This window comes from Flavobacterium zepuense, assembly GCF_007097145.1.
In the GTDB taxonomy this organism is placed as follows: Bacteria; Bacteroidota; Bacteroidia; order Flavobacteriales; family Flavobacteriaceae; genus Flavobacterium; species Flavobacterium zepuense.
The window spans coordinates 19,801-43,901 of the sequence record NZ_VJVZ01000003.1; the positions used below are offsets into that span (position 1 = coordinate 19,801).

General features: G+C 41.5%; 22 protein-coding genes. 1 reads left to right on the top strand and 21 read right to left on the bottom strand.

All coding sequences use genetic code 11. The annotated features are described in order from the left end of the window. Positions 1-194: 194 nt before the first annotated feature. Positions 195-1,343, top strand: a complete 1,149-nt coding sequence (locus FMM05_RS05330) for a cysteine desulfurase family protein (protein ID WP_143372312.1) — start codon at positions 195-197, stop codon at positions 1,341-1,343. A 3-nt stretch (positions 1,344-1,346) separates the two neighbouring features. Here the strand turns inward: FMM05_RS05330 and moaCB are convergent, their stop codons facing one another. From moaCB to FMM05_RS05435, 21 genes are all read right to left on the bottom strand, one after another. Beyond that, positions 1,347-2,255, bottom strand: coding sequence for a bifunctional molybdenum cofactor biosynthesis protein MoaC/MoaB (gene moaCB, locus FMM05_RS05335; RefSeq protein WP_143372313.1), 909 nt, complete (start codon positions 2,253-2,255; stop codon positions 1,347-1,349). Position 2,256: 1 nt separating this feature from the next. Continuing rightward, positions 2,257-2,697, bottom strand: a complete 441-nt coding sequence (locus FMM05_RS05340; protein ID WP_143372314.1) for a molybdenum cofactor biosynthesis protein MoaE — start codon at positions 2,695-2,697, stop codon at positions 2,257-2,259. Continuing rightward, on the bottom strand, positions 2,690-3,802 hold the full coding sequence (locus FMM05_RS05345; RefSeq protein WP_143372315.1) for a HesA/MoeB/ThiF family protein: 1,113 nt from the start codon (positions 3,800-3,802) through the stop codon (positions 2,690-2,692). The genes FMM05_RS05340 and FMM05_RS05345 overlap by 8 nt, the downstream gene beginning before the upstream one ends. Before the next feature lie 3 nt (positions 3,803-3,805). Further along, a complete protein-coding gene (locus tag FMM05_RS05350) occupies positions 3,806-4,033 on the bottom strand; it encodes a MoaD/ThiS family protein (RefSeq protein ID WP_185965509.1) in 228 nt (75 codons plus the stop codon). 4 nt (positions 4,034-4,037) lie between these two features. Next, entirely contained in the window at positions 4,038-4,772 is a 735-nt protein-coding gene (locus FMM05_RS05355; protein ID WP_143372317.1) for a sulfite exporter TauE/SafE family protein, read from the bottom strand. A gap of 3 nt (positions 4,773-4,775) precedes the next feature. Then, positions 4,776-5,954, bottom strand: a complete 1,179-nt coding sequence (locus FMM05_RS05360) for a molybdopterin molybdotransferase MoeA (RefSeq protein WP_143372318.1) — start codon at positions 5,952-5,954, stop codon at positions 4,776-4,778. Further along, positions 5,954-6,544, bottom strand: coding sequence for a nucleotidyltransferase family protein (locus tag FMM05_RS05365; protein ID WP_143372319.1), 591 nt, complete (start codon positions 6,542-6,544; stop codon positions 5,954-5,956). Before FMM05_RS05365 ends, FMM05_RS05360 begins: the two co-directional genes overlap by 1 nt. 1 nt (position 6,545) lies before the next feature. Continuing rightward, the gene (gene moaA / locus FMM05_RS05370) at positions 6,546-7,526 is read right to left on the bottom strand and encodes a GTP 3',8-cyclase MoaA (protein WP_143372320.1); all 981 of its coding nucleotides are present in this window, start codon (positions 7,524-7,526) and stop codon (positions 6,546-6,548) included. An 11-nt stretch (positions 7,527-7,537) separates the two neighbouring features. After that, positions 7,538-8,656, bottom strand: coding sequence for an XdhC family protein (locus FMM05_RS05375; protein WP_143372321.1), 1,119 nt, complete (start codon positions 8,654-8,656; stop codon positions 7,538-7,540). A 9-nt stretch (positions 8,657-8,665) separates the two neighbouring features. Continuing rightward, positions 8,666-10,783, bottom strand: a complete 2,118-nt coding sequence (locus FMM05_RS05380) for a xanthine dehydrogenase family protein molybdopterin-binding subunit (RefSeq protein WP_221932248.1) — start codon at positions 10,781-10,783, stop codon at positions 8,666-8,668. Positions 10,784-10,839: 56 nt separating this feature from the next. Beyond that, entirely contained in the window at positions 10,840-11,490 is a 651-nt protein-coding gene (locus tag FMM05_RS05385; protein WP_143372323.1) for a cytochrome c, read from the bottom strand. Positions 11,491-11,540: 50 nt separating this feature from the next. Then, the gene (locus tag FMM05_RS05390) at positions 11,541-12,011 is read right to left on the bottom strand and encodes a (2Fe-2S)-binding protein (protein WP_143372324.1); all 471 of its coding nucleotides are present in this window, start codon (positions 12,009-12,011) and stop codon (positions 11,541-11,543) included. A gap of 199 nt (positions 12,012-12,210) precedes the next feature. Further along, complete coding sequence (locus FMM05_RS05395) at positions 12,211-14,802, bottom strand: TonB-dependent receptor (protein ID WP_235894362.1); 2,592 nt, start codon at positions 14,800-14,802, stop codon at positions 12,211-12,213. A gap of 286 nt (positions 14,803-15,088) precedes the next feature. Next, on the bottom strand, positions 15,089-16,243 hold the full coding sequence (locus tag FMM05_RS05400) for a tetratricopeptide repeat protein (RefSeq protein WP_143372325.1): 1,155 nt from the start codon (positions 16,241-16,243) through the stop codon (positions 15,089-15,091). Then, the gene (locus FMM05_RS05405) at positions 16,240-18,330 is read right to left on the bottom strand and encodes a glycoside hydrolase family 19 protein (protein ID WP_143372326.1); all 2,091 of its coding nucleotides are present in this window, start codon (positions 18,328-18,330) and stop codon (positions 16,240-16,242) included. Before FMM05_RS05405 ends, FMM05_RS05400 begins: the two co-directional genes overlap by 4 nt. 4 nt (positions 18,331-18,334) lie before the next feature. Next, on the bottom strand, positions 18,335-18,811 hold the full coding sequence (locus FMM05_RS05410; protein ID WP_143372327.1) for a DUF4280 domain-containing protein: 477 nt from the start codon (positions 18,809-18,811) through the stop codon (positions 18,335-18,337). 12 nt (positions 18,812-18,823) lie between these two features. Beyond that, positions 18,824-19,630 (bottom strand): hypothetical protein, encoded by an 807-nt coding sequence (locus FMM05_RS05415; RefSeq protein ID WP_143372328.1) that lies wholly within the window; start codon positions 19,628-19,630, stop codon positions 18,824-18,826. 15 nt (positions 19,631-19,645) lie between these two features. After that, positions 19,646-20,158, bottom strand: coding sequence for a hypothetical protein (locus FMM05_RS05420; protein WP_143372329.1), 513 nt, complete (start codon positions 20,156-20,158; stop codon positions 19,646-19,648). Between the two features lie 8 nt (positions 20,159-20,166). After that, the gene (locus tag FMM05_RS05425) at positions 20,167-21,474 is read right to left on the bottom strand and encodes a DUF3289 family protein (protein WP_143372330.1); all 1,308 of its coding nucleotides are present in this window, start codon (positions 21,472-21,474) and stop codon (positions 20,167-20,169) included. A gap of 2 nt (positions 21,475-21,476) precedes the next feature. Continuing rightward, complete coding sequence (locus tag FMM05_RS05430) at positions 21,477-23,330, bottom strand: type VI secretion system Vgr family protein (RefSeq protein WP_143372331.1); 1,854 nt, start codon at positions 23,328-23,330, stop codon at positions 21,477-21,479. A 52-nt stretch (positions 23,331-23,382) separates the two neighbouring features. Beyond that, positions 23,383-24,099, bottom strand: coding sequence for a tetratricopeptide repeat protein (locus FMM05_RS05435; protein WP_143372332.1), 717 nt, complete (start codon positions 24,097-24,099; stop codon positions 23,383-23,385). Positions 24,100-24,101: the final 2 nt, after the last annotated feature.

The following is a 24,101-nucleotide window of genomic DNA, read 5'->3' on the forward strand; positions in this document are numbered from 1 at the left end:
AAAATGAAGTTTTTACTTAACTGAGACATCCTTTTAAAGTCGTCTACAATTGAAAATATTTTTAGTGCAAAAAGTGCGTAACTCAGAGTCCGAAAGTGAAATATTAAGCACTTTTCATATACTAATTGTAAGTATTTTCTTTATTCAAGATTACTCATTTTTATGTATCTTGATGTCATAATTTTTGAAACCGAATGTCCCAAAATAACCAAATAATATATCTCGACAATAACGCTACTACCCGTTTGGATGACAGGGTTTTAGAAGCAATGTTGCCGTATTTCACACAGGATTATGCTAACGCAAGTAGCAGCCACTTATTCGGACTCGCTGTAAATGAGGCAGTTGAGGCTGCGAGGGAGCAGGTAACAGACCTGATTGGCGCCAGGCCGAAAGAAATTACCTTTACATCTGGCGCTACAGAAGCTATTAACTTAGCTATCAAAGGGTTAATAAATTCACACAAGAAACATATAATTACTGTGGCTACAGAGCATAAAGCCGTTTTAGATACCTGTGCCTATATGGAACGCAATGGTTTCGAGGTAAACTATCTACCTGTAAATCAGTATGGTTTAATAGATCTACACATATTAGAGACTGCTATAAGGCCTGATACTTTACTGGTTTGCGTGATGTTTGCCAACAATGAAACAGGTGTTATACAGCCAGTTAGCGAAATTTCAAACCTTGCCCACTCAAAAGGTGCACTGTTTATGACCGATGCAACGCAGGCAGTTGGTAAGCTACCTATTGATGTTCAGCAGCTTGGCATCGATTTGATGCCGTTTAGTGCCCATAAGTTTTATGGGCCAAAGGGTATTGGGGCGCTATATGCATCGGCAAAGGTACGTCAACTTATTGAAGTACAGCAACATGGGGGCGGTCATGAACGAAAGCTGCGCAATGGTACTCTTAATGTACCGGGAATTATTGGATTAGGAAAGACCTGCAAAATAGCTGAAGATGAGATGGATACAGAATCTAAACATATTGAAGAAATGCGTAATCACCTTGAAAATGAGTTACTTAAAATAAACGGTACATTTATTAATGGAACCACAAAACACCGCCTTTACAATACTATCAACCTGTGCTTCAAGGGAATAAACTCAGAAAAGCTGATACTCGCATTGCAAAACATTGCAGTATCTAATGGTTCGGCATGCTCTGCAGTAACCACAGAGCCATCGTATGTACTTAAAGCACTGGGACTTACGGATGCAGATGCATTGGCGTCCATACGTTTTAGCCTTGGCAGGTTTACCACTACCGACGACATTAAAGCTACAATTGCCAAGATAACCGAATTAGTCGCAAACCAAAGACAACCAGCGCATTAAGTATTAATGTGGCCTGTTTTCGCGTACTTCAAACACATGCAATACCTGCGGGAATAGGGCGGCGATAGTTTCTTCGGCGCCCTTTTTAGATCCCGGCAGTGTAAGTACCAGTGTATCAGCAGCAAATCCTGCTACCCCACGTGATAGCATGGCTGTTTTAACACGCTGCTGGCCGTAGGCACGGGCGGTTTCCATAATGCCTGGAATGTGCGTATCTATCAGTGGTTCAACGGCATCGGGGGTAACATCGCGTGCCGAAAGGCCTGTGCCACCCGTAAATATCACAAGGTCTTTATTTTGAGCTACATAGTTTTTAAGGGTGGTTTGTATGGTATCAAAATCATCGGGGATAATGGTGTACTCAACATCTGTAAGCCCTTGTTTTTCAAGTAATGACACGATTGCTTTGCCCGATGTATCTTCTTTTTCGCTGCGGTAAGCCGTGTCAGAACATACTACTACAGCGCACGTTAAACCCTTTTCTGAATATTTTTTAGGGTCGGATTTACCACCGTGTTTTTCCAGCAACCTAATATTCTGAATTTCAACATGTTTATCTATGGGTTTAAGCATATCGTACATTACCAGTGCCGCAACCGATGCGCCATGCATGGCCTCTACCTCTACCCCGGTTTTGTAAATGGTATGCACCTCTACCGAGATAACTACACTCAAACCCTCTGTTTTATAGGCAATTGCAGCATATTCTATAGGTAATGGGTGGCAATCCGGTATAACATCGCTGGTTTTTTTTATGGCGAAGAGCGCAGCTGCACGGCTAAACTCAAAGATGTCGCCCTTGGGTACTTTGCGTTGTTCTATGGCATCAATAGTTTGCTGTGATGATGTTTGCACCGTAGCGTTAGCAATGGCCTTACGTAATGTGAACGATTTGTGTGTAATATCTACCATATCAGCTATTTAATTTCCATTGATGGGATTGGTCTTCAAAAATTTCTTTGCCCCAGATGGGTAATTCTGCCTTAATGCGCTCTACAATTTCTTCGCAGGCATCTATGGCCGTTTGGCGATGTTTGGATGACGTAAATACAAACAGGCACAGCTCGCCAGCTTTAACCTCGCCCAGGCTATGGTGCACATGCATGCAGGTAAGATCGTATTTGCCGAAAACTTCTTCGCGTAGCTCGTGCATTTTCTGCAACGCAAGTTCCTCATAAGCAGTATATTCTATAGCAACTACTGTTTTATCGTCTATAACATCGGCACGTACCTGACCTAAAAAAATGCTATGGGCACCAATATCTTTTTTAGACGAGTGCTTTGCAATGCTCTCGCCTATAAACACTGGGTTTACAGGCCCTTGCATAAATATATTTTTAATAGGTTTATTCATTTATGTTTTCTTGTAAAGCGATGATTCCGCCCTGTAAGTGACTTATTTTCTTAATATTACCGAATTTATCTAATAATAATCGGCCTGCTTTTAAGCTTCGTTTGCCGCTTTGGCAGAACAAAATTATGTTATTCTCACTAATTTCGGGTATTTTTTGGCTTAGCGCTGATAACGGAATGTTAAGGTTTACAAAATCTGCTTTTGGCAGTTCATACGCCTCACGAACATCTATAACTAACGTATCCGGAAGGTTGATTTTTTGCATAAAGACTTCATCAACAAGGTTTTCAATACCGTTTACAGATGTACCGCAAAGCCAGTTGTAATCGGTGGCTTTAAAAGCCTTTTCATCAACGGGAATGTGTCCAGCAATTTCTTTATTTTCAGGTATCTCGATAACAAAATTATTATACGTAAGTATATTGAATGTCAATAATTTATTTATCAACACCTCTCCTGTTCCTGTAAGTAATTTTATGACTTCAGTTGCCTGAAGTGTTCCAATTATTCCCGGCAAAACGCCCAGCACTCCCGCTTCATTACAGTCGTCCACGTCAAGCGGATCCGGTGGTGTAGCAAATAAGTGGCGGTAGTTGGTTGTATTACCCTTAGTATCGGCTACATTAAACACGGCTACCTGCCCTTCGTATTGGTATACAGCCCCAAAAATTAAGGGCTTGTTTAGCAACACACAGGCATCGTTAATAAGGTAACGGGCCGCAAAGTTATCGGTACAATCTACAACAATGTCATAATCTGCTATTAGTTCTAACGCATTGGTACTGTTAACCAACATCTTAAAACTATTAATGATGATATCATGGTTTAGCTGCTGTAGCTTTACCGCGGCCACCGCCGCTTTAGCGCGGCCAATATCTTCTGTAGCATATAATACCTGGCGTTGAAGGTTGCTAAGTGACACCACATCATCATCGGCAAGGCCAATAGTGCCTACCCCCGCAGCCGTAAGGTATTGTAGCACAGGGCAACCCAGGCCACCGGCGCCTATAACCAATACTTTGGCTTCAGCAAGTTTTTGCTGGCTTTCAAAACCAAAATCCTTTAAAGAATAATGGCGAGCGTAACGGGTATTGTGGTTTTCCATATATTATCCTCCTGAATATGGTGGCATAAGCGCTACCGTGTCGTTATAGTTAAGCAATATATTGTTGATAACCAATACTTTATTAACTGCAATAGCATATTTTTTTTCGGCCAAAGTGGGAAACTGGGCCTGTAATGCTGCACGCAGGCCATTTATATCCTGAGCCTCAACAATAAGTTCGCGCCCGGTAATTTCTGCTATTTGCCCAAAGGCTATAATTTTAATGCTCATAATATTAAGCAGTTGTAAATAATAATTTAAAGGATGCCAACAACAATACGGTGGCCAGTACATATTTTAACACATTTTGGTTGAATTTTTTCGACCCAAAATAGGCGCCTAAAAGTCCGCCAATAAAGGCCACAACAATGTACATAACCATATTACCGGTAAAACTAATGCCCTGGGTAAGCATCCCTCCCAGCCCGGCTACCGAATTTACAAAAATAAAGGCAGCGCTAATGGCTGCTGTTTGCTTTTGATTAGTCCACTGAAGCAGCAACAATATAGGAGACAGTATAATGCCCCCGCCAATACCTATCATGCCTGAAAGTAAACCAACAACTGCACCGGTAACTATTGCTATGGTTAGGTTGGATGGCTTAAGGTCTTTGTCTTCCACATTTTTAAAAAAGAAAAACCGTATTACAGGGAACAATAATAACACTCCTAAAACGCGCTTGTAAATATTCTCTTCTACCGTTATCATGCCGCCAATAAACGCCATGGGTATGGATGCCGCAGCAATGGGGAGGAATAATTTCTTTAAAAAATAGCCGCCCCTGTAGTATTGTATAAATGATGTAAGCGATACAAATAGGTTAAGCATCAGAGCAGTAGGCTTCATTTCTTCAGGCGCTACGCCATACAATGCCATTAGGGCAAGGTATCCGCTGGCGCCGCCATGGCCTACGGCTGCATATAAAAAGGCAACAAAAAAAATTATACCGTAAAATAGTTCTATTGTCATAAATTATAAAGGTAATAGGTGAACTTCAACCGTATTTCCTGCTGTGCAACCGGTTGAATCTTCAGGTAAAACTATAAAACAATTGGCCTGCGCGAACGAGTGTAGCCTGAACGATTCCTGCGCATGCAAAGGCGTTACTTTACCTTCTGTATAAAAAGCTTTTAAAAAGTGCGTAAGGCCAGCCGGTTTGGTATAATTATGGGTAGCAGTAGCAGTTATAACTACCACACTCGCCTGTTTATGCATTGATCTTTCTAACGCGGGCAGCACGTATTCGTAAAAACAGGTTAACCCACTCGATGGGTTGCCCGGCAACCCGAAAACCAGTTTATCATGCTTAGTACCAAAAAATAAAGGCTTGCCCGGTTTTTGTTTTATCTTATGAAATTTTTGTTCTACACCACAAGCCCGTGTAGCTCCAACCACATAATCGTAATCGCCAACACTAACACCGCCGTTAAGCAGTACAACATCATTACTTTCTAAGGCTTGTTTAAGTACAGAAGTTAATGTTTCGGGGTTATCATCGCTGCGCAGTATGGTTATATCGTTTATACCCGCCTTATGCAGGGCTGCGGTTAATATAACTGAATTAGCCTCATACACATGCCCGAATTCCAACGGCTTGCCGGGTTCCTGCAACTCATTACCGGTAAGTATAATGGCAAGTTTTGGCGCAGCATAAACATGGGTATGTGTACAGCCTATACCTGCTAAGAAGCCCAAGGCTGCCGCCGACAAATAGGTTTCTTTTGCTATAGCAAGCTCGCCCCTTTTAACCTCAGCGCCTTTAGGGCGAACATTGAGCCCGAACGATAAATTATCATCCTGCAACGTAAGCAGCTTATTTTCTACAGCAACTTTTTCCTGCATTATAACCGTATCGGCACCCTGTGGCAGCGGCGCACCTGTAAAAATACGCGTTGCCTGTCCGGTGTCAATAGTAAGCTGGTTGGCAACACCCGCGGCCATTTCGCCAATGATGCTCAGCGGTTTATCTTTATCTGCAAACTTAAACGCATAGCCATCCATAGACGATTGCGCAAAATTAGGAATGTCAACCGTGGCAATAATATCCTCTGCAAGGGTAAAGCCAAAAGCCTCCGACAAAGGAAGCTTTACTATTTTAGGAGCCAGTGCAGCATCCTGAATTATTTGTTTTGCTTGTTGTACTGAGATCATTATTGGCTAATAAGGTTATTGTAATCTTCAATTGTATCAATATCAATAGCTCCTTTTTCAAAAGCTACAAAGGCAACATCATCTTTGTAAAGCTGTATCAGTTTTCTGGCTCCTTCATGACCACTGAGGTTTTCAAGTTTTTCAAAATAATTACTGCTGAATAAAACCGGTGTGCCCAATGTATTGGCATACGCCGATGCAATAATGCCTCTTCCTGATGTTTTATATTGATCAGTCAGGTTTTTAAAAACCTGTGCCGTTAGAAATGGCTGGTCGCATACTGTAAAAATACAGGTTTTTATCTGAGGGTTAGATAACCGCAATTGTTGTAAACCTATTGCTATTGATGAGGCCATGCCTGTTTCCCATTCAGGATTGTAAACCACTTTTGCAGCAGTGGTCGCTAACTCTTCATCAATATTTTTTTTATACGCACCTGTTACCACTATAACGGGACTATCGGGCAGGAGTTTTGCCTGTATTATGGTATTACGCAGTAATGTATAGCTGTTATATTGAAGCAATTGTTTTGGTTTTCCTAACCGCGATGAGTTACCGGCGGCTAATATAATAATGCCTGTTTCTGCCATATTATCCTCCAATGGTTATCATGCTGCGGTTTTCTAAGGTAGAAGTATCTATGTTTTTAAACACGCCGCTGAACTGGCCACCCAGCGCTTTCGCCTTCGATTGAATACTTTCGTGAATTAAAGGTAATACATCTTCTCCGTTTCGTAAAGCACTAAGCAAATCAGTCTCTGATTTAGAGAACAGGCAGTTTTTAAGCTTGCCATCAGCCGTTAGGCGCATACGATTGCAGCTATCGCAAAACGGTGCACTCATGGTGCTTATTACAGCAAACGAGCCTACGTGCCCCGGAATCATATACCGCTTAGAGGTATCGTTAGCCTCCGGCGTTATAGGCAGGGCATCGTACTTTGTGGCAATTTCAGACAGTATTTCATGCAGCGTAAAAACTTGGTTACTGCTCCATTTGTTGCCTGCAAAGGGCATAAATTCTATAAACCTGATCTCTATATTGTTATGCTTTGTAAGGGCAATAAAATCGAGTATCTCGTTGTCATTAAGGTCTTTCATAACTACAACATTAATCTTAACCCTGATGCCATGATGCAAAAGCAGTTCAATATTGCTGCGTACACGATGGTAAAGATCACGACGCGTGATTTTCAGAAATTTATCAGGCTGAAGGGTGTCAAGGCTAATGTTTATAGCTCGAATATTTGCAGCAAGCAGCTCTGGCAGCATCTCATTTAACCTAATACCATTAGTGGTTATTGCTAACTCTACATCAAGCTTGCCCAATGCTTCAATAATTTTTGGGGCATCTTTACGAACCAATGGTTCACCACCCGTAAGGCGTATTTTTTTAACTCCCTGTGCTACAAAAAGCTTGGCAAGGGTTTCAATTTCATGTACCTGCATCAGTTTAGCTGCCGGTGCAAAAGCGTACTTTTCCTCGGGCATGCAGTAAAAGCAGCGCAGGTTGCAGTTATCGGTAAGCGATATCCGCAGGTAATCGTGCACACGGCCAAAGGTATCCTGTATCATAAATCCGTATTTTAAACTACCAGTGTAGCAGTGTGTATCTTTTGTTCTTTATATTTTAACGATGTGCCCAATTTGCCACTCATAACCGCCTTAATTTCGGCCACGACAGATACCGCAATCTCTTCCGAAGTCTCTGCGCCAATATCAAGGCCAATGGGTCCGTAAATGGTATCGAGCTGCTCATCAGTAACCGTAATTCCCTCATCGTTCAGGTCGTTAAACATACGGTGCAGTTTTGTTTTTGGCCCGAGGATGCCAATATAATTGCAATCTGTTTCCAGTAATAATTTAAGCAAAGCCAGATCGTACTTGTAGTTGTGCGTCATGAGCACAAAAAATGTACTGTTATCAACAACTATATTAGTAATTAGTTCCTGCGGCTTAGCCAAATACACATTTTTAGCTTGTGGAAAGCGCTGTGTGGTAGCATGAGTGGCACGGCCATCAGCAATAGTAACTTCCCAGCCTAATAATGATGCCATTGCTACCAGTGGCTTGACGTCGTTACCTGCACCTGCAATTACCAGGGCAACCGGCGGGGCAATGTATTCTATAAGCGCCTCGTAAATAACCTCATCAACCTCAACTTTTTTTATGATCGAAGTTTTATTTTGTATTACATTTTCAACATCAGATAGTATATAATCAAATTCAGTATTTGATATTGATACCCTATCCCTGTAAAACAAAACTGTTCCCGGCTGGGCGGATTTCCTATTAATTGAAAATAACGTAACTACAACCGCATCTTTACGAGCTGCCTCCAGTTGTTGCAGCAATTGTATAGGATTGTTGCTTTTAGAAGTATCAATATATTCAAACAGAATGTGGACGATACCGTTACACCCCAGCTGAACCCCAAACTCTAAATCATCTTCGTTACTGGTATCATAGGTAATAAGCTTATTCTGCTGCTGGTTAATGGCGAGTAGCGCCTTACGCAGTGCATCGCCCTCCAGGCAGCCGCCGCTTATAGCTCCGGTTAGCTGGCCATCTTCGGTAACGAGCATGCGGGCACCGGGCTGGCGGTAGGAAGATCCTTCAACCTTTACAACCGTTGCCAAAGCCGTTTTTTTACCCGCGCTATTTGCTGCCGAAAATGCTTTTAGTATATCGCTTATCTCTTTCATTATTAAATTCTAAACTGCCTCTAAACTAAACGGCAACGTTCGTATCCTTTTGCCTGTCAGGTCAAAAATCGCGTTGGTAAGTGCCGGGGCTAATGGAGGTAATCCCGGCTCGCCTACCCCACCGGCATCTTCAGCATTATCCATAACATATACCTCTATAGGTGGAATATCATTTATGCGCGGCATGGGGTACGAATAAAAGTTCTTTTGTTCGGTCATACCGTCTTTAAAAGTAACTTCATGAAATGCCGCTGCACCTAACCCCATTACTATAGAACCCTCAACCTGAGCCCTTATAATATCAGGGTTAACATACCACCCACAATCCATCACGGCCCAAACTTTGTCTATCTTTACGCCGCCGCCATCACGACGCGACACTTTAACAATATGACCAACTGTAGATGAAAAACATTCGGTAATAGCAACACCATAGCCTTCATTTTTTTTACGCTTTTTCCAGCCTGACACTTCTTCAAGTTTATCGATAAGTTTATGGCAACGCTCATCTAAGTATTCCCTTCTTAGCGCAAGTGGGTCTTTGCCGGCTTCTACCGATAATTCATCTAAAAAGCTTTCAAAAGCAAAGCCGTTGGTAGATGCATATACCGATCTCCACCACATGCTCGGAATAGGAATCTCAAAAGGTACATCGGCAAAGCTGATATTCTTTATATTATCAAAGTATGGCGCCAAAAACCCTTCACTTGTACTATCATTTGCCTCATCTTTTTTTCCTCCCATCCAATGGCCATTGTTCTGACCGGACATGCGGAATTTTAGTGCCTCTATCTTGCCGTTATTAATTGCACCTTCGCAACGGTAGGTTATGCCCGGGCGGTAAGGCCCTTGTGTGGCATCATCTTCCCTGCTCCACACTACCTGAACAGGGCCGTTAAGCTCTTTAGATATAACGGCAGCTTCGTGCGGATAATCCATAAAAGCTTTACGGCCAAACCCACCACCTAAAAATGTCATGTTTACTAATATTTTTTCGCGAGGCATACCAAATTCTCCACTAAGCGCATCCTGCACCCAGTCAGGCGCCTGTATGGGGCCCCAAACTTCAATTTTGTCTCCCTGGTAATGTGCGGTACAATTAAGTGGCTCCATAGCATAATGCGACTGATATGGGGTTTGATACACTACATCTAACTTTCTAGCAGCTGTAGCAATAGCCTTATCGGGATCGCCCTGCTTTTTATAAGAAAGCCCTTCTTTAGTTTTTACATTTTCTTCCTGTCTCTTAAAAATATCGGCAGTATTAATATGTTCAAAACCAGAATCGTCCCACTCTACTTTAAGCGCTTTCTTACCCTGAAAAGCTGCATAAGTACTGTTAGCTATTACTGCAACGCCTTCGCGGTAGGTTTTAAAAACCAGCATTTTTATTTTGAATACTTTAGTAACTCCCGGCACCTTTAATGCATTAGTCGCATCAAAGCTTTTTACTTTACCCCTAAGCCTCGGATTACGCTCAACCGCCGCATACATCATGCCCGGTAATTTTTTATCGAGGCCAAATATTACGCTTCCGTTTGTTTTAAGTTTTGTATCAATACGGCGAATTGGCTTGCCTATCAATTTATAATCGGCACGCTTTTTAAGTTTCACATCTTTAGGAACTTCCATTTTAGAAGCTGCCACCACTAATTCGCCATAATGTGCTCTTTTTCCTGTAGGACGGTGTATTACGTGCCCAAGCTCTGCGTAACAGTCCTGGTGGGGTACAGCCCATTTGGCAGCTGCTGCAGCTATTAGCATTTCCCTTGCGCTTGCGGTAAGTTTAAGGAAATTCTTGTAGTTTGATCGTATGGTAGAACTACCTCCGGTAATTTGGTTACCATATTTTCTGTTGCCCTGGCCAAATACAACATTAATGTCGTTAAGGCCTACTTCAAGTTCTTCGGCAAGTATTTGTGGCACACTATGGTATGATCCCTGCCCCATTTCGGCACGATGATCTACAAAAGTAACTTTACCGCTTGTATCTATTATAACCCAGGCATTTAACTCGACCGACTGTGGATCACCTTCAATTTCTGAAGCGTTAATTACACTGGCACTTGAATTTGATGAGAATAATCCAAGATAAAGGGCTGTGCCCCCTAAACCTGCAATCTTCAAAAAATTTCTTTTTGATGTATTTGTAATTGATGGCATACTCATTTAAATTTAGTTGGTTATGGTTTAGGTGCATAAGCGCCGTTCTCAAGCCAGGTAATCCAGGCTTTTTTAAATTCTGCATGGCTTATTGGCGGCAATGCATAACCTTCGGCAGGTTTCCAACCGGCCAGTACCAAGCCATCATCGGCATGCTCAATAAGCTTTTTCATGTCTTTATGCCCGTTTTGTTTAGGGTCTATCAACTGTTTTGCAAGTTGGTGCGCAGTCCTGCCCTCAAATACCATTTTCATATCGGAAGGAGGTAAATGCCAGTTTGGGTTACCCGGCGGGGCGTGTAGCCCCGGCGAATTTTCGGGCTGGTGGCAATTGGCACATTTCATAGCATATAAACCCTTACCATCTTTGCCGCGCTTGGGCTGCATGGTGTGCAAGTGGCTGTCTTCGCCTTGTAACGGCACATCGCCCTTAGGGTGGCAATTCATACAACGCGGACTCATAAGCACGCTATAAACCTTTGCAAATGCTTTTACAGAAGCAACGCTGTCTTTTTTCTTTTGAGTAGCATCCGGAACTCTTATATAGTTGTTAGCCGATGTTAATTTTGTGTTGTAGCTAAAGGCGGTTAATGCGCCCATTAGCAATACTACGGTTAGCGAAACCGTTATTTTTTTGAGTATGACGTTTTTGTTTATTTCTTTATTTTTCATAATTGTAGATTTTATTGATATAAGTGTGTATTTATATGATTATTATCTACTTATGATTTGGTGGCTTTACGCTGAATTTCGGCCGCAATTTTTATTGCATTACGTATTCGGGGATAGGTACCGCATCGGCAAATATTACCAGCCATAGCATTGTCTATATCCTGATCAGACGGGTTGGGATTTTCACGCAACAACACGGCTGCCGACATGATTTGTCCCGAGTGGCAATAACCACACTGTGGTACATCTATTTCCTGCCAGGCCTGTTGTACCGGGTGGTCGTTGTTTTTAGATAAGCCCTCTATGGTGGTTATTTGTTTGCCCTGCGCCCTGCTTACCTTTGTAACACACGATCGTACAGCTTCGCCATCTAAATGTACCACGCAGGCACCGCACTGCGCCACACCACAGCCATACTTGGTACCTGTAAGACCTACAATATCGCGTATGGCCCACAGCAATGGCATATTTTCATCGGCATCTATGGTATACGACTGCCCATTGATTTTTAATACTGACATAGTTTACTTATTTTATGATTGTTACCTAACAAAAAAACAATATCTCTGAAGTTGTATAAAATTAACTTAATATTCAGAATTAAGCTAATGAATTTCAAACAATAACTTGCAAAATTCAAACATACATGCTAAAATTTTCTTAAAATGATTAAAAGCAATGATTTTGATAGTTTATCCTTACTATTTTGACTTTAAAATATTACAGTCTATAAGTAAGCGTTGTATAATATAGCCCTCCTATAGAAGGACCACCTAAAAATGAATAGTAGTATTTGTTAAACATATTAGTTGCCCCTACCTTAATATTAAGCTTATCTTTAAAAAAGTTATAGTTTGCCTGTGCATCTACAGTACCGTAAGCTTCAACATTTCCGTTTACTAAAAACGACCTCCAGTAAAAACTGCTTTGGCGTTTATAGGTTACATTAAAACTCAGATTTTTTATAACATCCTCGCCACCAAATGTAATGTTGCCTATCCATTCGGGCGTATTAAAGCCGTCTTCAAACCCATCGTTATTTTCCGTACGGCTTAATTTAGCATAGGATAGATTTGTACTAATTGTGTAATGCGCACCAAGCAGGTAACTTAAACCCAGGCTCGCACCATAATTGTATACCACACTTTGCGAGTTGGTATATATGCGGTAACGGCTTTGCTGACTCCTGTCATTAAGGTAGGTGGGTATCTGGTTTACATCGGTAGTATTGGGTATGTTCATCTCTACCTGGGCAATAAAATTGTTGTACTTGTTAAAGTAAAAATCAGCATCTACCTTAAGGCTCCTGTTTGCAAACAGGCCTTTATAACCCAGCTCTACAGAGCTAATATGTTCAGGCTTTAAATAGCTATAATAGTTTTTTACAAGCAGATCTTTTTGATTTTTTATAGCATCGGCAAGAGGCACTCCGTTATTAAAATCGGTGGTAACCGCTGCCTGAAACTTATCTATAGAGCTGCGCAGGTAAGCATTTTCAAAAACACCGTTAGACATTACCTTTAAGCCGCCTACCCTGCGTACCCCGCCACTGTTTACATTAGAAAACGCCTCGAATATACTGGGAAAACGCGACCCGCTTTGGTACGACATCCTTATACTCTGATCGGTTCCCGGAGTAACCACGGCCGTAAACCGCGGATTGTATTTTACATCAAAATAGTCATTCTTATCTACTCTAAGTGTAGCAGATAATTTTAAAAGGCCATCAAAAATTGTTTTGCCTGCCTGTACAAAACCCCCAGTTTTACCGTAGCTAAAGGTTTCAAATGTTTTACCCTCGGCAGGGTTTATAAAGTAATTACCATCGGGCTTAATAATATAAGCCTGGTAATCAACACCCGCAAGCAGGTTTAGCCCAGTGTTTTCTTTAAAGTTACCTCCCAATAGCTTAGAAATATCTGCCTGGGCCTCGCCATGCACTAATTTATCTTTAACACGTAAAGCAGCACCAACATCCCAGTTATTAATATCGGCCAGTTCTTTAAGCGCCGTATTAAAAACTGCGGTTCCGGGTTGCAGCCTGCCCATATCGGCAGCCGCGCGTGCCTGGTTAAGTGCCTGCGAAGGACTTGTGCCCTGTACCGCTAATGCACCATTAAACGCAGTGGTATAATCGGCATACCAATCGTTATCCGATTTAAACCTACGGTCTAAATTCTCTGCCGCAGATCGCAGGTTATATGATTTACCTGTATTCTCTGTAGTTACAAAAGCCCTCATCTGAAATACATCGTTTTTAAGCTCTACGGCATGCTGCTGTAAAATATAATCCTTTAGCGCAAAGCGGTTAGCGCGTTGGTACACATTGTTAAGATCGGCAAAGCGGTAGGTGTAGCTAATAGTTGTTTTGGGGCTTAATTTATAATACAAGCCTAAATCGGCCTTAATATTCTGAATATCATAATCGGTTACATCCTGCTCACTGTAACCTGTACGCACTACTACATAGCGCCTGCCATCAAGCGTTAGCGTGCGGCGGTTAGATGATTCATTACCATAGCCGTTAACCGGGTCGTATGCCGGGTTGTTAATACCACCAACTATACCTATACCCGAATTAGCATTGGCATTCAAGTCGGTACGGTTGTTGGCTATCCAGTCGTTACCTTTGGTAAACGTACCATTAACTTTAAAAGCAAAGCGATTTGATAATTTCTCTGCTACACGTAAGCTGTATTCCGTAAACAATGCAGCATCAGAATTAGAATCGCCAATATGATTAACGCCGGTTTTTTGCTGAAACGTTATGCCGGTATTGGTAAACGGGTCTTTGGTTATGAAATTAGCGAGACCATTAATGGCATTTAACCCATAAAGAGCCGATGCCGATCCGGGAATTATTTCCACACGCTCTATATCCAGGTCACTCGGCCCCATGGCATTGCCTATGGGCGCACCTATGTGTGGCGCCTGGTTATCAACCCCATCTACAAGCTGCGTAAAACGCACATTTGTAGTATTAGCAAAACCACGAGTATTAATTATTTTAAAGCCAAGGCTTGGCGTAAGCATCTGTACACCCTTTATATTCTCTAACCCATCAAAAAAAGAGGGCGATGCTGTGTTTCTCAAAAACGCATTATTAACGCTCTCTATAGTTACCGGTGATTTCAGGATGCTCTCTGATATTCTTGAAGCCGAGATAACAACTTCTTCCAGCGAATGGCTCCTGATAGAATCGGCACGTTTAATGGTGTCATATTCATGAACGGACTGTGCAGAAGCAGAAGCCGTAATTAACAGAAAAGAAATAAAAAATATTTTAAATAAAAATGGTAATGTTATCTTCATACATTTTATGATGATACTGTAAACATTGCAGAGATGAACTGCAAGGAACAAATGTATATTTACACAGTCAGTTATTTTAACGATATTCAAACAATTAATTATGAATTTCAAACAATCTAAAGAACAATAAATGTGCAGATACAAATATCCTCATTATAATTCTTTACTGTAGTATACAAATTACTGTTTCTCTTACCAATATTACTGATTGAGCAACTTTGAATGTGTTTATAATGCAACAAAGCCACACCTAAGTGCAGCTTCGTTTTTTTATAACTAACTCTAATTATTTACTCCTGTCGTAAGCCCGTTGCGGTATCTTAGCTGTTGCTTTACCCATTAAAGAGATATATTTTTTATAGGAAGCCTTAGCATTATCCTTATCATCAAAACCCCATTGGGCATCGCCTAAATTTAAATAAGCACCCGTTCTGTCAGGGGCAAACTTTACAACCTCTAAGAGGATGATCCTGCCCTCATTAAATTGTTCATTTTCTATAAGATTATAAGCCGCATCATTATATGTTGTAACGTTAGCGTTAGATAACGGATTAGCAGCTAAAATATCTGCAATGCTGTAAATATCAAGATCATGAAGTTTTTGCTTGTCCTTTAGGTCTTCTAACGATGCTTTGCCTGAGTTGGGCGTCACTTCCTGGTTACCGAATTTGCTTATAACAGCATCAAAGTCAAAATCCTTTATACTTACTTCTATAGCCTGCGTTGTTTTTAATTCACCATTATAATATGTAACCGTTTTTGATACCCAGCCATCGCCCTGGCTCATAAAATCGATATCTAAACTTTTACTGCCGTTAATGATGGTTAGCGGCAAGTGGTTGCCCTTTATCTGCCTTATTTTTACAATGCTGTTCTCAAAGCAACGCTCGTAAAGCATTTCGTCTTTTGTATTTTTAACCGAAATGCAATCGCCATCCTCTACATACAGTACTTTACTGCCATCGCCTATTTTAAACGAATCGTTTACAACATCGCCCACATCCTTGCCGTCGCTTGTAATACAGTCGCCCTCGCCGCCTTTTACAACCTTTATCTTATCACTATTAGTTTGGTTAACAAAGTAACTTACAACGGCCGGAGAATCGGTGTATTTAGTTTCCCATTGTGCTATGCCCTTATCTTTATTAGCCCATGTAAATTTGTAATACGATTTCTCTTCTTTATCAATAAACAAAATAGTGGCATCGCCCTCCTGTTTGGTATGATCTATTTTAGTATCAACATCTTCCATTACCCCTTTATACATTATGGTTTGAGCCGTTGCAATAATACTTTCGCCATCATAACCGCAGTCTACCAAAACATATTCTGCATTTACTTTTTTAACCCTTAGCCACGCCCCGTGATAATCAGTCCCGGCCTCTTTAGAACTGCATGATAGTAAAATAAAGATTAATAAAAGCGATACTATTTTTTTCATTTTTTATGGTTATTTCTAATTTGTGTTACGGTATAATGATTACCATTGTATACAGTTGTGCCTTTAAGCGAATAGTCAGACAGGTTTAAATACAGCCTGTTGTTTTCGCTCTTGCCTTTGCTTTCGTGGCTGGTCCCCACATCATAAAAGCGATAATACACCCTGCCCTTATCGCATAACTTTGCTACGATAACAATAAAGTGGTCGGTCGTACCTTCGTTGATAGATGCGTTCCTGTAATTAAGGTCGTGGTCTACCCCTACCTGTACAGGGTTGCCTTCTTTTAACTGCAGGTCTAAATATTTTACCCCAATTTTAGATACATTAGTATCTATAAGCAAGGCCGTATGGTCTTTATTCTCCATAGCAGTTTGATACTTACTTAAAGGAGAGGTACTGCTTAACCCGTAAGCGTTAAGGATGGCATCGCAGGTTTTTTTACATGCCGAGTTTTGCTGCTTTTTTGTACCCCATTTAGGGTCAAACTGTGTTTGCCAAGTAACCTTGCCGGATAGGTTAAAATGCTCTGTTTTACAGGTAGGGCACATAACACCGGCCGGTGCAGGTTTAACTGTTTTATTAACGCAGTCCTGCGGATAATTAAATATTTTTTTGAGTTCGCGCCAGGCAGTTTCCCGGTTTACATAACCATTGATAGACGAACTTTTTTTAGCCCCCGGATAGTTAATTAAACGTGCGGTATCAAAAATACTGTCTTTATCTGCGTAGGCATTAATACCGGTTTTCTTCCAGTACCATGCACCGCTATCGGCAGCAATGTTAAGGTCATCGGCAACTTTTTCATAATCAGTAACTACATCTACACCCGACACCTTTTTATAGGCTTCATAGTTTTCCTTCCACGTTAAGTGCTGGAACCCCCTGCCCCTGTATGGATCATATCTAAAGCTATTGATCCCCTTACCTTCGCGGGTTGCCGTAAAATACATAGTTTCTACATACATATTGGCAAGGAAATGTATTTTGCGGGCACAGGTATTAATATCATATTTAGTGAATGCCTTGTTAAGCACCTCGGCAAATTTGGCAAACGTACGGTCTCCCTGCGGCACTTTGGCATAAATATAAAACAGCTTTTCCTGATGGTAATAGGTAATGGTTTTACCCTCGTAAAAAGTAGTATCCCTAATATTCTTAACCATTTTTTTAAGCTCATCGGGTGTTATATCCCTGTTGCAAAAACACTTGCCTTTTTTCTTATTATTTTCTTTATCGCCCGGGTCTTCTACCACACCTTTGCTTGTACCCCTTATATTAAACGGGTCCCAGCTTAGCACATTCTTTACCATAACCGTAAGCTGATCGGCAATTGATGGTTCTTCTGCAGGCTTAGCTGCCGGTTTTGCAGTGGGCTTAGCCGCAGGTTTATTAGCGCTAAGGTTTACTTCCTGATTAGCTATCGCTGCTGTAGAAGATATTACCTTTTTTTTGTTGGCTTCAACCAGCAAATAATATTCGTGCTCGCCGCCTTCGTAAAGATACCCTTTGTTAGAAAGGCGCATTAGCTCCGGCGTTAGGTTTATCTTTTTCTCTACAACACCGCTGTTCTTTAAAACCTTAGCCTCGCCCGACCATAACAGCTGGTTGTTATTAGGGTCGTGCCCTTTATCTGTAAAGGTATCGCGCTCCCAAAGACTAAGCTTTAGGGTATCGCCCGGCATGTTCTCTGTAGTGACCTTAAGCAGGATGCTTTGCCCATATTTAGGCTTTTCTGTTAGAGGCCCGCCCTGGCTGTTTAGTATCTCTGATTTAACAATCTTTTTTTCGCCTAATACCGGCTGTACAATATGCCCCGGTGGCGATTTAGCCTCCGGTTCAAACAAATAGGCTTCTATAAGCAGTTTTTTGCCGTACCACTTTTGCGGAAAACTATAGGTTACTTTTTTCCCGGTTTTTATGGGGCCAACAACTTCTACCCACTTACCGTTCTTAAACTGGAAAAGTTTCCACTTTATACTGGCAGGGTTGGTTACTACCGTACCGGGATGAAAAGAAGCTACCTCATAAAAGTTAGTTTCTCCTATTTTAGGGTTTGCAGGCCCAATAACTTTTGCTACTCCCTTCATAACATTAGGTGTAATTAGGTGTTTCGTCTTCGGCAAACTCTTCCATTTCTACCATGGGGTTTAAAACGCCCATTATGTCCTGGTTGGCTGCTTTGGCGTTTTGTGCCGTAGGCGCGCTTGCCTGGCCATGAAAGGTAATTTTTATACAATCGGGGCCGCCTATGGGGCATGTACCTTTAGAATCCTCTAAAAGTACTTTGCCTTTGTTTTCGAGGGTTACATTTTCATAAAAGCCACTCCATTTATTAACTATAGCCTGACATGGTTTATTACCCGACCCCGATGGCTGTTTCTGGCAGGGGCCAAAGGTATTTTTCTCGAACGTAGGCCCAAGGTCTTTATCTGATGCTATGAGTTTTTTACTCCCTTCGCTATCATTTATAAATTCTTTTTTATGCGATTTAACCATTAGCTTATCCGGCGATGCCCCAAAGTTGCACATACAAATTGCGCCGTGGCATACTATATGTTTTTGTGCCATAATAGTTACATTTTAAGACTCATCATTACTACTAACCTGCTCTATGGTATACAAATACCTCTTGCCAAAATTCAGGAACACGCCATCTATCCTTTTAATTGCCAGTGCACCGTCTAAGGTGTACTTGGTTTCATAAACCTCTATGGGTATGGCACGTTCATCATTATTTTGATTTACAAGCTGTTTGATAATCGTGGCATTGCCATATTCATCAAAATTTCCGTCTTCAGTTATTTCTAAAACAACATCCTCATCATATTCTATATTAAAAAAAGTAAAGCTATCCTTAGCCTTCTTTTGCAACCCATGAAACGGATCGTTATACACCGGAAAGAAATAGTTATTTATAAACGGGTCTTTTTTAAGCTTTGCCAGCAATACATCGGCATCTTTTAAGGTTTCTTCAAACAGCTCCAGATACCTTTCGGCAATCTCGCCGGTGTTTTCTATAAGTAGCTTCTCTTTAACCCCATCCCATTTTTTAAGAATCTCAAAATAATTTTCTATCCCAATGATCTCGTTCCTTACATTTATTTCAAACACGCACCTGCCAAGGGTTTCACGGCATTTTACCGCCATTTCTTCCAGTATGCTTTGCGGCGCTTTATTGTTTACTAAAAAACCGGTAGTTATTACCTCGGCCACACTGCGTCCTAAACTATTTACACTATAAAAAACCTCTGCCCTGTAGGTTATTATCTGCGGCGTTGTATTTTCTATATCTATTATAACTTCTACAGCGTAGGCCTTCCTAAAATCCTTACGGTTAAAAAACAAACAGTTATTGTTAAACGGTACCGGCTGCACTTGTATTGGCATTAAATAGTAATTGTATTATTGGTTGATATTTAGGGTATCGGTAGCGTTTAGCAACACAGCATTTTTATCGTACAATGTAAACTGCCTTACCAGTTTTTTATCTGAGCCCGGTACTTGTCTTAGTAGTACTACCGACAGCTTATTATTATCCTGACCTGTTATCGATCCGCTTTCATTATCCCTTGCCGACTCAAACAGATCCCTTCGTTCATAATCCGTAAGCATTTCTTTTTTGTAAAAAAATATTGTAAGCGATGCGAATTTAGCTACCTCTTTAAAATCGTAATTCTTCTCTACAAAACCATTTAATTTCTCCTGAATTTCGGACTGAGGTACACCATCGGTATCCGATACCTGGTAGTACTGCAACAAATCGGCACGGCTAAAAAGGTTGGGATCTAACCGCTCGCCGGTTAAGAGCTGGCTGTTAAGTTCTTTATCTATAGGCTCAATGGTCATAGTATCTTTGTTTGTGCAACTAATAAAGCTGGCAATTAGTAAGGCTGTTATTGCAAATTTTTTTTTCATTTTGAGAATTAAAATGTGCCGTTTAAAGGGCCAACAATATCTAACTTGGTTATAAAAGGCTTGTAGCCTTTAAAATGCTGCAATACGAACCAGCTGTAAAATATACTCTTATCATATTTTTGGATATCAGGATAATCTAACCCAAAATGGTCGTAATAAATATATTCCAGCTTCATTTCGTAATTACTGCCATTTACCTTATAATCAGTTATATAGATCTGGTAGGCCCATACATCGTTAATAGTAATGCCAAGCCCGCTGAACCAATCGCTGAATTTAGGGTTATCAACCCCATCGCGAACCAGCTTATCGTAAAGCTTTCCTTTACCGTCATCGGTAATTTCAAGATCGGATATTTCGCCTTTCTTTTCTTTAACGTATTCGTCTACAACTTTTTTAACCGCAGCAATAAATGTTTTAGAATTACCGTGGGCTATAACTGCATCGGTAAGATCTTTGTTGGTGTATTCGCCGCCTGAGTTGCTCTTCATCCTATCAACCATTTCTCCGGCAACGGTTTCAATTTTTCCCGAAGAATAAATACCCTGTATCTCGCTTTTAAAGATCCTGAAAAGCTCATCGTCAGATTTATTGCAATATTCCTTAACCTGTTTCATCCTATTATCAGAATCGGCTTTGGCATTATCTGCCCTTGGGGTATCAAACCATCCGTCCTGCGCCTCTAAATTATAGGTCTCATCGTACAGCTGTTTTCGTAGCTTTTCAAAACCTGCAGCATTTTCAGGGTAATCACCGGCAAGCATATCTAAGGCTGTCCCTGTGTTTTCCCTGTTTTTACCTTTTCTTCTCGATCCTTGCAAAACAAGCATAGGGTACCTGCTTTTACCGGTTGCCGAAACACTCACACTCTCGCTGGCTGCTTTAAAATAAGCGTATATCTTTACATTCTTAAATTCAGAATTAACCCTTATACCTACAGTAATTTTCCCATTGGATAATTGGTTGTGTACACCGCCCGCACGTATCTCGGTAATTTCACCATCGTCAATCTTTGCGGCCCATTTTAGCAGCAATACTTCAGATGCGGTGGGCGTTCGGGTTGGTGTAGCCAAATACGAATAGCTCTGGCCCACCCTAATTTCAGAAACCAGCTTGCCGGTCTCATCATATGGACCTTCCAGTTTAGTGATACGTAAATCAGTTAACTGGCCGGGCTGCCCAAAAACAACCCCGTTGTTCCCTTTAATGTTTATAGCTTTACTGGCATTATAAATAATATCCTTACCGGCGTGAAGTGTCTCATTACCCCCGGTAGTTTCAGTTATCTTGCCGCCAACATTACGTATCCTGGTCATTGTTAAAACAGTTTAGCCTTTTCGGCACTATTCATTTTTATCTCTTTTTGAGAATGCTTGGCAATTTCACCCTCAGTACTGGTCTCCATACCTTCTTTGCTATTGGTTAGCCTGTCTTTTTCGGTATGCGACTCTACATTCCCGGCAATATATTCGGTCATATCACCCACAACATTCATCATGCTGCTGCCCCCCACAAAGGTATTTAGCATCATACCTACCGATGTAAATTTATCTATACCGGCACTCTCAATAATATTATTTGCCGCCGATGAATTGATGTCACGGCCCGCCGTCATAGAGATGTTTCCTCCTGCCGTCATTACAATATCATTAGGTGCGCTTACGCTGATGTTGCCCTGCCCATCCATAGACCATGTGTTGCCGCTTGGGTCTTCAATTAGTACGCTGCCCTCATCATCATTAAAGATCATCTTTGTACCCGACCGTGTATGGATAACCTTATTGTTGTTACCCGATGTAGCATAGCCGCTGGCTGCGCTGCCGTTATACATGGCACCGAGCACAAAAGGCTTTTCGGCATTGCCACCCTCAAAACCTATTAAAACCTCTTCGCCAACTTCCGGGATAAAATAAAGTCCTTTACCGCTACCGGAGTGTCCGTTAACCATACGTATCCACGGGGTGTTCTTACCGGCCTCCTGCTGCCATGCAAATGCCACCTGAACCCGGCCAAGCCCGGCGGGATCATCATTATTTACAATTACTGCCGGTTGCGACTCTGCAATAGGTATGCTGTGTACGTTGCCATAAGGCGGTGCTGCTACCGTGTTTGGCACGGCATCAAATGTATTGTGGTAGTTGCCGGACTCATCGCACACGTGCATAATATCGGTAACTATATAACTGCCAAAATTTTGCTCCTGAAGCCCATCCAGCACATTGCCGGTTAACGAAAAAGACGGTTCTTTTATAGTAACCACATCACCAATGCGCAATCCTGTTTCATCAGAATCTCCCTTAGCCGTAACAAGGTCGGCAGCACGTGATTGCAACTGCGTGGTAACCCTGTCAGTAAGGTGTGTTTTAGAATTGCCCTCTTCTACAGCGTTAGAATATAATAAGGTAGAAGTGTTGGGGAACATTTTTTTAGAAGCCTCAAATACCGACTTAGAATATCCCTGCGCCTGGTAGTTGACTTCAAAAGAGCTGGCCTTTTGGGTTTCGCCGTTAGAGGCATCATATCCCATGTACTCAAAGCCAAGCGATTTTGCACGCATTTCTATATTAAAAGAATGCAGTGAGCGGCCATACTCCAGTGTTAATGTTTTAGATTGTGGTGCACCAAAACGAAGTGTTTCGCCATTGTAATACAGCCATTGCCCTTTCTTTTGGGCAAGGCGGCACACAAAGCTAAAATCGCTTTCGGCATATTGCACGGTATAGGGTAATGATGTGTCTTTTTGTACTTCTACCGAAGGTTTAAGGCTATCATCCGGATAAGATTTTAATACCTCTTTTACAACATCGGCCAGAGTGCTGTCGCTAAATGAGCGGGTTGTAGGCGCGCCCTCAAGTAAAATAGTAGGACTGTAACCATTAATTATAATACCACCCGATGCCCCTGCGGTCCTTACCAGTTGCGCTTCGGTAATAATACCGTTAAACACTAAAGGCGACTGTGTGGACATGCTGGTGGGCGTAATATCAATTTTAACAGGCTGCCCTATATAGCCCTGGGCTTTATCTATAGCCTGGTCTACAAACTCTTTAGGCAGCGGCTGCAACAGCGAAAACCTGTGGTGGGTATGTACCTTTTGGTCTATTACAAGCCTCGAAAAACGTGTTAGTGTTTCTCCTGCTATCTGTATCTTTATTTGTGTGCTTATTGGCATAGCATTATATTTTTATGAACCTGTGGCATACGCCCCGTACAGTTCAATGAGATTAATTAACCTTAGCAACATTTAATTTTTCCTGTGCCCTTTTATAGTCCGGTTGCAGGGAGAGGGCTTTATTGTAAGCCTCTACTGCCGCCGGCTTATTGTTTAACTGCAATTGCAAATCGCCTAAATTGGTGGCAATAAGTGCACTCTCGGGCTTATTTTTAAGGGCTGTAGTGTAGGCCTCTACAGCTTCTTTATCTTTGTTAAGGGCGTGCAATAATGCCCCTTTATAATTGTAGCCTATACTCCATTGTGGGAAACGGCTGTTTAGTTCCTGTATTGTAAGCAATGCCTCTGCATGCATGCCGGCATCGGCTTGGGCCCCTGCTTTATTAATATAAAACCATTTGTTATCAGGATTTAGCTTAATGGCATCACTAAATGCTTTTATTGACTGCTTTGAATCGCCCGTTTTTGCAAGCATCTTGCCTTTAAAATTCTTTATGTCGGCATTTTTTGGGTCTATGCTGTCCAGCTTATTAGCAAAGCGTAGCGCCGCTTTATAATCTTTATTTCGTATGGCTTGTGCAGCCTGTTTGTTTACCTCTTTAACAGCATCTGGAAATGTTTTTATCCTGGCCGAAAGCTGCATGTTCTCTTCTTTAATTTCGCTGAGGTATACATCATCAAAATCCTGCTGCGTAAAGCCCTCCTCCTGAGCGGCCATAACCACAGGAAAAAGTACCAATAACAACACTATACGTAAACCTTTCAGCATTT